The organism is Pseudogemmobacter blasticus, from assembly GCF_003071405.1.
GTDB classification, from domain to species: Bacteria; Pseudomonadota; Alphaproteobacteria; order Rhodobacterales; family Rhodobacteraceae; genus Pseudogemmobacter; species Pseudogemmobacter blasticus.
This window is the reverse complement of the sequence record NZ_CP020470.1, coordinates 3,200,783-3,212,500: the sequence shown is the minus strand read 5'-3', so window position 1 is coordinate 3,212,500 and position 11,718 is coordinate 3,200,783. Positions and strand designations below refer to the sequence as shown.

Here is an 11,718-nt window from a genome sequence, read left to right as displayed (position 1 = left end):
GCCGTGGTTGTAGCGGCTGGTGCCGAAGTAGATGTCGTTCAGGTCGGTATGGCTGTCGAACTGGATCAGCCCCACCGGCCGCGCCTTCGCCACCGACCGCAGGATCGGCAGCGAACACAGATGGTCGCCGCCGGCCGTCAGCGGCCGGATGCCGGCCGCGACCACCCGGTCGTAGAAAGCCTCCATCCGCGCCATCGAATCCATCAGGTCGGCAGGGTTGGGCGCCACATCGCCCAGGTCGGCGCAGCGGGCCAGGTCGAAGGGCGCCACCCAGGTCGCGCCGTTCGCCGCCCGGATCATGGTGCTGAGATCACGCAACTGGCGCGGCCCGTGCCGGGGGCCGGGGCGGTTCGTGGTGCCGCCATCCCAGGGTGCGCCGATCAGGCCGATCTGCACCTCGGGAAAGCGCGGATGGTCAAAGGGCACATGCGGCAGCCGCATGAAGCTGGGCACGCCCGCGAATCGCGGCAGATCAAAGCCGGAAACCGGCCTGAAGAACGCATCCGTCACCATAACCTCCTGTCATGCCCTGCAATCGGGGGCATCCAAACACCCCGCCGGGGCGCTGTCAGGCCTGCTGGCGACACATTGGGGCGGGATTTCCGCCTGTGGTGATCCGGCGCACACGCCTCCCCCTTGACCGTCGCCCGGCGATTTCACCTTATCAGGGCAATCCAGACAGGGAATACCCAGATGTTTTCCAAATCCGCCGACCCGACCGCCGCGCCCGCCTCGCGCCCTGCATCGGGTGCGCCTGCAAGCCGCTCGGTCCTTGGCTCTGATCTGCGGATCACCGGCGAAATCACCTCGGCCGGCACGGTCGAGGTTTATGGAGAGGTCGACGGCAATCTTTCGGCCGATGTCCTGACGGTGGGGCAGGACGGGCGGATCTCGGGTTCGGTCAGCGCGCAGACGGTTGAGGTGAAGGGGCGGCTTGACGGCAAGGTGCAGTCGGGCAGCTTCACCATGCGCGCCACCTCGCAGGTGACGGCGGAAGTCGTCTATTCGACGCTTGTCATCGAAAGCGGCGCCCAGATCGAAGGCCGCTTCGCCCGCCCCAAGGTCTGAACGGCGCCACGCGGGCCTTCACCCCCGCGCCGGGGGAATGGAATAGGTCAGGCTGGCCCGCGCCACCGGCTCGGGGCTGCCTTCGCTGAACAGCATCACATCGCCTACGGCCAGCGCGCGGCCCAGTTTCAGCACCCGCGCCTCGGCCAGCAGGTCGCGCCCCGCCGAAGGCTTGCGCATGAAGTCGATGGCGCAGTTCGTTGTCACCGCCAGCGCCACCGGCCCGATCCGGCTGAGGATCGCCAGATACATCGCCACATCGGCCAGCCCGAACATGGCCGGGCCGCTGACCGTGCCACCCGGCCGCAAATGGCGCTCGGCCACCTTCAGCCGCAGCGTGACGCCCGCCGCATCGGCCCGGTCCACCGCGAAATCCTCGGCCACCTGTCCGAAGTCACGCCGCAGGAACGCCTCCAGCGCCGCGGCATCCATCTGCAATTCCGTCAAAGACCCTTCCCCCCGTCCTTCCGCGCCCCTACCCTGCCGCGAAGCCACGGGGGGATGCAATGACCGAGCCTTTGATCCTGCGCCAGGACGATACCGGCGTTACCACGCTGACCCTGAACGCCCCGGCCAGCCTGAATGCCATGTCGGATGCGATGCTGGACGCACTTTCAGCCAGCTTTGCCGCGCTTGCACAAGACAGCAGCAGCCGCGTGATCGTCCTGCGCGGCGCGGGGCGGGCCTTCTGCGCGGGGCATGATCTCAAGGAAATGCAGGCCGCCCGCGCCGAAGCCGACAAGGGGGCCGCCCGGTTCGCCGACCTGTTTGCCCGCTGCGCCGCGGTGATGCAGGCCATTCCGGCCCTGCCCCAGCCCGTGATCGCGCAGGTGCATGGCATTGCCACCGCCGCCGGCTGCCAGCTTGCCGCTTCCTGCGATATGGTCACCGCCGCCTCGGACGCGCGGTTCGGGGTCAACGGGGTGAACATCGGCCTGTTCTGTTCCACACCCATGGTGGCGCTGACCCGCAAGGTGCCGCCCGCCATCGCCTTCGAGATGCTGACGACCGGTGAATTCCTGTCCGCGGACCGTGCCCGCGAGGTGGGTCTGGTGAACCGCGTCGCCCCGCCGGACTCACTGGATGCGGTGACCCAGGCGCTTGCCCGCACGCTGGCCGGCAAGCTGACCGCAGCGGTCCGCATCGGCAAGCGCGCCTTCTATGACCAGCTTGGCCTGCCGCTGGACCAGGCCTATGCCCAAACCGGGCAGGTGATGGCGGAAAACCTTTTGTGGCGTGACACCGAGGAAGGGATCGCCGCCTTTCTGGAAAAGCGCAAACCCGACTGGGCCTGATTGGCTGATCGGCAGGCTCAGACCCGGCGCAACAGAAGCGCCGCCGTCGCCAGCCCTGCCAGCGCCATCAGCCAGGTCGCGGCATAGACCGCCGGTGTGCCGCCCATGGCCAGCAGCGCCGCCCCGACCGAAGGTGCGGCGGCGCTGGCCAGAATCGGCGCAATCGCCACCGCGCCCGAGATCGCGCCAAAGCCGTCGCGGCCCAGGGTTTCGGCCACCAGCACCGGCCGCAGGATCGACAGCAGCCCGGCCCCGGCCCCTTGCAGCACGGCAAAGGCAAAGATCAGCGGCATCGCCGCCCCCGCCGCCCACAGCAGCCCCCCCGCCATCACGACCGAGGCCAGCGACGCCAGCGTTGCCGTCGCGGTCGAGATGCGGGCGCCCGCCATCAGCAGCGCCAGCCGCCCGGCCACCTGTGCCGGCCCGACACAGGCCGCTGCCGTGGCCGCCAGCGCCGGCCCGGCGCCGCGGTCCTGAAACAGCACCAGCACATAGGTCAGCAGGATGCCGTGATTCAGCCAGATCAGCGCCACCGCCCCCGAAATCGCCCAGAAGGCCGGCTTCGCCAGCGCCCGCCGCAGCGCACCGGGGGCATCCGCCGGCCGGGCCAACCCGGCGGCGCGCGCCTTGCGGCGCAGGCGTGCCACCGCAATGGCGTTCATCGGCACCACGATCCCGGCAATCATCGCCGCGAACACCAGCATCCCGCCCTGCCCGCCGAAGGCCTGACCAAGCACATGCCCCAACGGAAAGGCCAAGGTTCCGGCAAAACCCGCCACCAGCGTCACCCGGGTGATCGCGGCCCCGGCATCGCCGCCCAGACGGCGGGTCAGGAAGGCAAAGCAGGTCTCGTAAAGACAGGCCGCCTGCGCCACCCCGATGATCGCCCAGCCAAGGTTCCAGCCCAACGGTGACCGGACCAGCCCCAGCAGCAGAACCCCGCCCGCCACCATCAGCGGCGCCCAGATCAGAAGCTCACCGCCGAAACCGCGATCAACCAGCCGGCCCGACCACAGGGTCAGCCCGGCCATGATCAGGAACCCCAGCGTCGGGCCGGCCGCGAAGGTGGCCTTCGTCCAGCCCAGATCGGCCTCTAGCGCGGGCAGAAGCGCGGGAAAGGAATAGTAGCTGCCCGCGTAAAGCAGGGTCTGCCCCAGCGCCAGAAGCCAGACCGCCGCTGCATCCCCGCTGTCTGCCTCAGGCGTCACACCTCGTAGATCCCGCCGAACTTGGCCTCCAGGTAATCCAGCAGAGGTTCGGGCGACGGCTCGAAGCCGCAAGCCTGCGCGATCACCTCGCGCGGGGCCATCAGCGCACCATGGCGCTGCACCTTTTCACGCAGCCATTCGGTTGCCGGCGACGGGTCGCCCGCGGCCATCCGGGCATCCAGATCCGGCAGGTCGGCGCGCAGGGCTCGATGCAGGCAGCCGGCATAGACATTGCCCAGCGTATAGGTGGGGAAGTATCCGAACAGCCCCACCGACCAGTGCACGTCCTGCAACACGCCATGGCTGGGCCGGTCGACGGCCACCCCGAAATCGGCCTTGAACCGATCATTCCAGGCGGTTTCCAGATCGGCCACGTCCAGTTGGCCGCGCATCAAGGCCCGCTCCAGATCGAAACGCAGCATGACATGCAGGTTGTAATGCACCTCATCGGCCTCGGTGCGGATATAGCCGGGCCGCACCCGGTTGACCGCGCCGAAGAAGCCGCGCGCAGAGCCGATGCCGAAATCGCCGAACCGATCGCGCATCTCGCCATAAAGCCAGCCGGTGAAGGCTTCGCTGCGGCCAAGCTGGTTTTCGAAGATCCGGCTCTGGCTTTCATGGACGCCCATCGAAACGCCCTGACCGATGGGTGTCAGCAGATAGTCCGGGTCGACGTTCTGTTCATAGGCGGCGTGGCCGACTTCGTGGATGGTCGAATACAGGCAGTTGAACGGATCGGATTCCGAAACCCGCGTGGTGATCCGCACGTCATTGCCTGACCCGCTTGAGAAGGGATGCACCGCAATGTCGATCCGGCCGCGGCTGAAATCATAGCCGAAGGCGGCGGCCACGTCGCGGGCCAGCCGCAACTGCGCCTCGGACCCGAAATTGCCTTCCAGCGGCGCGGGTTGCTTCGCAGCCCCCAGCACCCGTTCGCGCAGCGCCACCAGACGCGGCCGCAACGCGCCGAACATCGCCGCGATGTCGGCGCCGGTCATGCCGGGTTCGTAATCATCCACCAGCGCATCATAGGGATCGCCCCCTTGTGCCAGCGCGGCCCCCTCCTCGCGCTTCAGGCGGATCACCTCGGTCAGCGTGGGCAGGAAGGCCGCCACATCGTCGGCTGCCCGCGCCTCGGCCCAGATGCCCTGAGACACGCTGGTCACGCGGGCAATCTCTTGTGCCAGGTCCGCCGGCACCCTGGTTGCCCGCGAATGGGCCCGCGCCACCCGCGCGACCTGCGCCTTGGCCACCGCGCCTTCGGGTTCCACCGCATCCAGCCATTCGGCGATCCGCTCGTCGGTGCGCCGCGCGTGCAGAACGCCCTCCATCGCGGCCATTTCTTCGCCGCGTTGCAGGGCCGAACCGCGCGGCATCATGGTTTCCTGGTCCCAGCCCAGCCGACCGGCCACCGACTCAAGCGCCGCGGTTTCGCGCACATGCGCCAGAAGCGCCTCATAGGCATCGTTCCGCATTGTCATGCCGTCCCTTCCCGGATCGACCCCGCCACGGGGTATTGAGCAAGGTGCCGCGCCCGCAGGATCAGCACCCAAAGGATCACCGCGCCGATCTGGTGGGTGATCGCCACATGAAGATGCGCGCCCGTCAGCACCGTGACGATGCCAAGGCCCAGTTGCGCCACCAGCATCAGCATTACCATGTGAAAGGCAAAGCGCGTCTGGCCATGCGCCGACTTGCGGCCCCTGATCCAGGCAACGATGCCGAAGGCGAACAGCAGGTAACCCGCCATCCGGTGCAGGAACTGCACAAGGCCGGGGTTTTCAAAGAAGGCGTGCCACAGCGGCAACGTGCCGCCCTGCCCGTCGGGCACATAGAAGGCATCGGCGGGGAAGAAGGTCTCGCCCATCAGCGGCCAGGTCGGGAAGGCGCGGCCGGCGTCGATGCCCGCCACCAGCGCCCCCAGCAGGATTTGCAGAAAGGCGAAATGCATCAGGCCGGTGGCCATGCCGGCCAGCTTGCCCTCGCGCCCGCGTCGGGCGGTCATCAGCGCGGCCTCGCTGCGGCCCAGAAGCAGGATGTAATTGGCCAGCAGGCCAAGGATCACGAAGGCCACGCCCAGATGGAAGGCCAGCATGTAGCTGGCAACGCTGACCATCGAACCGACAAGGCCGGACTTGACCATCAGCCAGCCCACCGCACCCTGCGCCCCGCCCAGCAGACCCACGCCCAGAAGCCGCCCGGTCCAGCCCGGCGGAATGGATTTGCGCAGCAGGAACCACAGGAATCCCGCGGCCCAGACCAGCCCGACCAGGCGGCCCAACTGCCGGTGGCTCCATTCCCACCAGTAGATCGACTTGAAGTCATCTACCGTCATCTGGCTGTTCAGCAGGGCGAATTGCGGGGTCGCCTTGTATTTTTCGAACTCGGACGCCCAGTCGGTTTCTGACAGGGGCGGCACCATGCCCGTCACGGGGCGCCATTCGGTGATCGACAATCCGCTGTCGGTCAGACGGGTCAGACCGCCCACCACCACCATGCCCACCACCAGCAGGAACAGCACGATCAGCCAGCGCCGGATCGCGTTGCGGGCGCCCTTGGGCCGGCTGTCGATCAACCCGCCGCCCGGTGCCTTCACCGGCGGCCTGGCCGGCTGTTCGCTGCCGACCTCTTCGAAAATGCTGCGTTTCTGGGCCAAGGTGGCCTCCCTGTCGTGTCCGCCGGGACAGTAGGGCGGCGCCCCGGTCCCTTCAAGGCCCTGCGACCGGCGTTTCCGGCGCGGGCGAAAGGGTCGCGGACGAGAGAAGCCGGGGGGCAGCATCAGCCCGCCCCCCGCGAAAGGATCAGCCGCGCAACGCGGCCAGCAGGGCCGCCGTGGCCACGCCGGTCACGGCCATGCCGCGGCTGGCCTGATAGGCCTCGATGGCGGCCTTGCTCTTGGCGCCCATCACCCCGTCGCTGCCGCCGGTATCATAGCCTTGGGCGGTCAGCAGCCGCTGCACCTCTTGCCGGTCGGCCTTGGTCAGGCCGTTGGCATCGGGGCCGAAACTGCCGCGGATCGGGCCGGCACCGCGGATGCGGTCGCTCAGATGGCCCACGCCGATGGCGTAGTTTTCCGCGTTGTTGTAGCGCAGGATGACGTTGAAGTTCCGCGTCAGCAGGAAGGCCGGGCTGGACAGCCCGCCCGGCGCCACGATGGACCCGGCCTGCAAACTGCCGCCGTCTGCCGCGCGTACGCCCAAGGCCTGCCATTCCGCCGCAGACTTGCCCTTGCCCCGCCCCAGCAGGCCGGACGAGAAGCCCGCCGGAAGGCTGACCTCCATCCCCCAGGGCAGGCCATGCACCCAGCCCGATTTCGCCACATAATTCGCGGTCGAGGCCAGCGCATCCGCCGGGTCTTCCGACCAGATGTCGCGCCGCCCGTCACCGTTCCAGTCGGCCGCATAGGCCAGGTAGGTGGTCGGGATGAACTGGGTATGCCCCATCGCCCCGGCCCAGCTTCCGGTCATCCGGGCGGGCGTGATGTCGCCGTTCTGGATGATCTTCAGCGCCGCCGTAAGCTGGCTTTCAAAGAAGTCGGCCCGCCGCCCCTCATAGGCCAGCGTCGCCAAGGCCGAGATCACCGGAACATTGCCGCGCCGGGTGCCGTAGAACGACTCCAGCCCCCAGAAGGCTGTCACGACATGAGGCTCGACGCCATAGCGCCCCTCGATCTGCGACAAGAGCCCGCCCAGTTGCGAATACTTCTGCCGCCCCAGCGAGACCCGCTCGTCCGAAGCGGCGATGGCGAGGTAATCTTCCAGCGTGCGCTTGAACTCGGTCTGGTTGCGATCCTTCTCGATCACCTCGGGCAGGAACCCGGCATTGCCGAAGGCTGCATTCAACGTGGATTGCGAGATACCCCGCCCGGCAGCCCGGCCCCGGAACCCGTCAACCCAGGCATCGAAACCCGCGTTCGGCACCGGCTGCGGCGGCGGTGCCTCGCCCCCCGGGCCGCGCATCCCCGAAGAAGACCCGCCTCCGACGCACCCCGACAGGGCCGCCCCCAGAACCGATAGCCCGAACAGCCGCCGCGTGATCATCTGCCTGCCTCTCTACTCGTTGCCTCACACCGCAGCCTATCTTGCGCAGGCTGTCGGTCAAATCCGGTGCCGCCGATCGGCGGCGCCCCGCTGTGTCTCAGCGCAGCTTCAGCGTCGCCAGCCCGATCATCGCCAGAATGACCGAGATGATCCAGAACCGGATCACGATCTGCGGCTCGGCCCAACCCTTCTTTTCAAAGTGGTGGTGGATCGGCGCCATCAGGAAGATGCGTTTCTTGGTCGCCTTGTAATAGGCGACCTGGATGATCACCGACATCGCCTCGACCACGAACAAGCCACCGACGATGGCCAGAACGATCTCGTGCTTGGTGCAGACCGCCATCGCGCCAAGGGCCCCGCCCAGGGCAAGGCTGCCGGTGTCGCCCATGAACACCGCCGCCGGTGGCGCGTTGTACCACAGGAAACCCAGGCCCGCACCGGCCAGACCAGCGGCGAAGATCACCAGTTCCGAGGTGCCAGGCACATAATGCACGTCAAGATAGGTGGTATAGTCGACCCGGCCCACCGCATAGGCGATGATGCCCAGCGTGCCGCAGGCAATCATCACCGGCATGATGGCCAGCCCGTCCAGCCCGTCGGTCAGGTTCACAGCATTGGCCGCGCCGACGATCACGATCATGCCGAAGGGCACGAAGAAGATGCCCAGATCCAGCAGGGCATTCTTGAAGAATGGAAAGGCAAGCTGGTTGGTCAGGTCAGCGGGGTGGAACTGGGCCGCCGCATAGCTGGCAAGCCCGGCAATGATCAGCCCCAGCAGGAACCGCACCCGCGACGACACGCCCTTGGTGTTCTGCTTGGTCACCTTGGCATAATCGTCGGCAAAGCCGATCAGCCCGAAGGCCATCGTCACCAGCACCACGATCCAGACATAGCCGTTGTCCAACCGCGCCCAGAGCAGCGTCGACACCATCAGCGCCGACAGGATCAGCAGCCCGCCCATGGTAGGCGTGCCGGCCTTGGCGAAATGGGTCTGCGGGCCGTCATCGCGGATCGGCTGGCCCTTGCCCTGCTTGCGGCGCAACAGATCAATCAGCGGGCGCCCGAACAGAAAGCCGAAGACCAGCGCGGTCACGAAGGCCCCACCCGCCCGGAAGGTGATGTAGCGGAACAGGTTGAACACATCGCCGCCGTCCGAGAATTGGGTGAGCCAGTAGAGCATTCACTCTGTCCCTTCTGTTTGGGGCGCGGCTTGGCCCATTTTGCGCAGGGCGTCAACGACAAGGCTGACCTTGATCCCCTTCGACCCCTTGACCAGCACGATATCCCCCGCGTCGAATAGGCTGCGCGCCCGCGCCACCAGTTCCGGCGCGGTCTCGACCCAGTCGCCCCGCTGGCTGCGCGGAAGCGCCTCCCACAGCGCGCGCATCCGCGGGCCGACGCAATGGATGATGGAAATGGCCGACAGGCCCGGGTGGCGGGCAATCGCCACATGCTTTTCGATCTCGGTCGGCCCCAGTTCCAGCATGTCGCCCAGAATGGCGATCCGCCGGCCGCCGCCCACCCGGCCCATGCCATCGGTCGGGCGGGCCGCGATCAGCACATCCAGCGCCGCCGCCATGGAAACCGGATTGGCGTTGAAGGCGTCGTCGATCAGGTCGAAATAGGTTTCGTCCACCACATCCAGCAGAAGCCGTTCGCGCATCCCGCGCCCGACCGGCGGCGCCCAGCGGCCGATGTCCAGTGCGGCAATCGCCGGATCGGCCCCCAGCGCCTCGGCCACCGCCAGCGCGCCCAAGGCGTTCAGCACGAAGTGCCGGCCCGGCGAAGACACCTTGAACAACACCGGCAGATCGCCGTGACGGGCCTGCGCCACCGTGGTCTCATCGGCGATCCGCGCATCGGTCAGGCGATAATCGGCCCCGGCACTGGCGCCAAAGGTCACCACCCGCGCCGCAACCGCCCTTGCCGCCCCGATCAGGATCGGCGTCGTCTCCAGATCGGCGTTGATCACGGCCACGCCGTCCGGCTCCAGCCCCTCGAAGATCGACGCCTTTTCCCGAGCGATGCCGGCCAGATCGGCAAAGGCCTCCAGATGGGCCGGCGCCACGGTGGTGATCATCGCCACGTGCGGCCGCGCCAGCCGCGCCAGGGGCGCAATCTCTCCCGGGTGGCTCATCCCGATCTCGATCACGGCGAAATCGCAATCGGCCGGCATCCGCGCCAGCGTCAGCGGCACGCCCCAATGGTTGTTGTAGCTAGCCTCGGCGGCATGAACACGCCCCTGCCCGGCCAGCACCGCCCGCAGCATTTCCTTGGTCGAGGTCTTGCCGACCGATCCGGTCACACCCACGACCCGCGCCCGGCACCGCGCCCGCCCGGCAGCCCCCAGCCGCGCCAGCGCCGCCAGCACGTCGTCAACCACCAGCAGCGGCGCATCCACGGCCACGCCTTCGGGCACGCGGGCAACCATTGCCGCCGCCGCGCCCTTGGCCAGTGCCTGCGCCACGAAATCGTGCCCGTCGCGCACATCTTTCAGGGCCACGAACAGATCACCGGGTTGCAGGGTCCGGGTGTCGATCGACACGCCCGTCACCGCCCAGTCGCCCACAGCACGCCCGCCGGTCGCCTGCGCCGCCTCGGCCGAAGTCCACAGCACCATCAGATCACCCCATCCAGTGCGGCCACCGCGATTGACGCCTGTTCGGCATCGTCGAAGGGGAACACATCGCCCTTGATCACCTGACCGGACTCATGCCCCTTGCCGGCGATCAGCAGCGCGTCGCCGGGCAGCAGGGCATCCACCGCACGCAGGATCGCCTCGGCGCGGTCGCCCACCTCATTCGCTTCGGGGCAGGCCTCCAGAATGGCCGCGCGGATGCTGGCCGGGTCTTCGCTGCGCGGATTGTCATCGGTGACATACAGCACATCGGCATGGGCCCTGGCCGCAGCCCCCATCAGCGGGCGCTTGCCGCGATCCCGGTCACCGCCGGCGCCGAAGACCACGACGATCCGCCCCATCACATGCGGCCGCAGCGCCTGCAACGCGGTTTCAAGGGCATCGGGCGTATGGGCATAATCGACAAAGACCGAAGCCCCGTTCTTGCGCGTCGCCACCAATTGCATCCGCCCGCGCACGCCGGTCAGTTTCGGCAGACAGGCCAGAACGGCATCGGCGTCGTCGCCCGCGCCGATGGCCAGCCCCGCCGCCACCGCCACATTCTCGGCCTGGAACGCCCCGATCAGCCCCAGCCGGGTCTGCACCGCGCGGCCCTGCCACAGATAGCGCACCTCCTGCCCGGTCGCATCGGGACGGACAGCCGCGATCTGCAAGTCGGCCCCCTGCCCCTTGCCCACGGTCAAGAGCCGGAGCCCCCGGTTCAGCGCCAGCTCGGCAATTTCCGAGGCATGTGCCCCGTCAAGGTTCACCACGGCCACCCCGTCTTCGGGCAACAGCCGCGAGAAGAGGCCCGCCTTGGCGGTCAGATAGGCCTCCATCGTGTGGTGATAATCCAGATGGTCCTGCGTCAGATTGGTGAAACCCGCCGCCTTCAGCCGCACGCCTTCCAGCCGGCGCTGGTCCAGTCCGTGCGACGATGCCTCCATCGCGGCATGGGTCACGCCTGCCGCCGCGGCCTCGGCCAGCATCCGGTGCAGCGTCACCGGATCGGGGGTCGTGTGCGAGGACGGTGCCGTCCAGGCGCCTTCAACCCCGGTGGTGCCGATGTTGATCGCCTCATGCCCCAGCGCCATCCAGATCTGCCGGGTAAAGGTGGCGACCGAGGTCTTGCCGTTGGTGCCCGTCACCGCGACCATCGTTTCAGGCTGCGCACCGAACCACAGCGCAGCGGAATAGGCCAGCGCCTCGCGTGGGTCATCGGCCACCACCAGCGCCGACGACGACAGACCCAGTGCATCCGAGGCGATGATCGCCCCCATCGGATCGGTCAGGATCGCCGCCGCACCGGCCGCCAGCGCCTGCGGGATGAAGTCGGCGCCGTGCCGGGCGCTGCCCGGCAGAGCCGCGAAAAGGACACCCGGCCGCACGGCGCGGCTGTCGCTTGTCACCCCCGTCAGCACGGGGTTGCGCCCCTCGCGCGCCTTCAACCCCAGTTCCGAAAGCCGCTTCGTGCCAGACATGTCCTGCCT

Annotated in this window: 11 protein-coding genes (1 of these 11 running past the window's edge); 2 read left to right on the top strand and 9 right to left on the bottom strand. The window is 68.1% G+C overall.

Going from position 1 to position 11,718, the window contains the following annotated elements:
- Positions 1-513, bottom strand: partial view of an agmatinase gene (locus B6K69_RS15685; RefSeq protein ID WP_107674851.1) — the 5' portion only. The gene continues 456 nt to the left of window position 1, outside the view; only the first 513 of its 969 coding nucleotides appear in the window; it begins with the start codon at positions 511-513; its stop codon lies off the left edge, out of view.
- 180 nt (positions 514-693) lie between these two features.
- On the opposite strand from B6K69_RS15685, the gene B6K69_RS15680 reads away from it, so the two are divergent.
- Positions 694-1,068 (top strand): bactofilin family protein, encoded by a 375-nt coding sequence (locus B6K69_RS15680; protein WP_107674853.1) that lies wholly within the window; start codon positions 694-696, stop codon positions 1,066-1,068.
- A gap of 18 nt (positions 1,069-1,086) precedes the next feature.
- Here the strand turns inward: B6K69_RS15680 and B6K69_RS15675 are convergent, their stop codons facing one another.
- Positions 1,087-1,500 carry a PaaI family thioesterase gene (locus tag B6K69_RS15675; RefSeq protein ID WP_108644464.1) on the bottom strand — a complete coding sequence of 138 codons (414 nt, stop codon included), beginning with the start codon at positions 1,498-1,500 and terminating at the stop codon, positions 1,087-1,089.
- 74 nt (positions 1,501-1,574) lie between these two features.
- On the opposite strand from B6K69_RS15675, the gene B6K69_RS15670 reads away from it, so the two are divergent.
- Positions 1,575-2,363: an enoyl-CoA hydratase gene (locus B6K69_RS15670; protein ID WP_108644463.1), complete on the top strand. Its 789-nt coding sequence runs from the start codon at positions 1,575-1,577 to the stop codon at positions 2,361-2,363.
- Between the two features lie 17 nt (positions 2,364-2,380).
- Here B6K69_RS15670 and B6K69_RS15665 read toward each other — a convergent pair whose 3' ends face one another.
- From B6K69_RS15665 to B6K69_RS15635, 7 genes are all read right to left on the bottom strand, one after another.
- Positions 2,381-3,571, bottom strand: a complete 1,191-nt coding sequence (locus tag B6K69_RS15665; RefSeq protein WP_108644462.1) for an MFS transporter — start codon at positions 3,569-3,571, stop codon at positions 2,381-2,383.
- The gene (locus B6K69_RS15660) at positions 3,568-5,046 is read right to left on the bottom strand and encodes a carboxypeptidase M32 (protein WP_108644461.1); all 1,479 of its coding nucleotides are present in this window, start codon (positions 5,044-5,046) and stop codon (positions 3,568-3,570) included. Before B6K69_RS15660 ends, B6K69_RS15665 begins: the two co-directional genes overlap by 4 nt.
- 2 nt (positions 5,047-5,048) lie before the next feature.
- Positions 5,049-6,227, bottom strand: coding sequence for a heme A synthase (gene ctaA, locus B6K69_RS15655; protein WP_206340524.1), 1,179 nt, complete (start codon positions 6,225-6,227; stop codon positions 5,049-5,051).
- Between the two features lie 145 nt (positions 6,228-6,372).
- Entirely contained in the window at positions 6,373-7,611 is a 1,239-nt protein-coding gene (locus B6K69_RS15650) for a lytic murein transglycosylase (RefSeq protein WP_108644459.1), read from the bottom strand.
- A gap of 97 nt (positions 7,612-7,708) precedes the next feature.
- The gene (gene mraY, locus B6K69_RS15645) at positions 7,709-8,791 is read right to left on the bottom strand and encodes a phospho-N-acetylmuramoyl-pentapeptide-transferase (RefSeq protein ID WP_108644458.1); all 1,083 of its coding nucleotides are present in this window, start codon (positions 8,789-8,791) and stop codon (positions 7,709-7,711) included.
- Entirely contained in the window at positions 8,792-10,231 is a 1,440-nt protein-coding gene (locus B6K69_RS15640) for a UDP-N-acetylmuramoyl-tripeptide--D-alanyl-D-alanine ligase (protein WP_418260030.1), read from the bottom strand.
- Positions 10,231-11,709, bottom strand: coding sequence for a UDP-N-acetylmuramoyl-L-alanyl-D-glutamate--2,6-diaminopimelate ligase (locus B6K69_RS15635; RefSeq protein ID WP_108644456.1), 1,479 nt, complete (start codon positions 11,707-11,709; stop codon positions 10,231-10,233). The genes B6K69_RS15640 and B6K69_RS15635 overlap by 1 nt, the downstream gene beginning before the upstream one ends.
- Between the last annotated feature and the right edge of the window lie 9 nt (positions 11,710-11,718).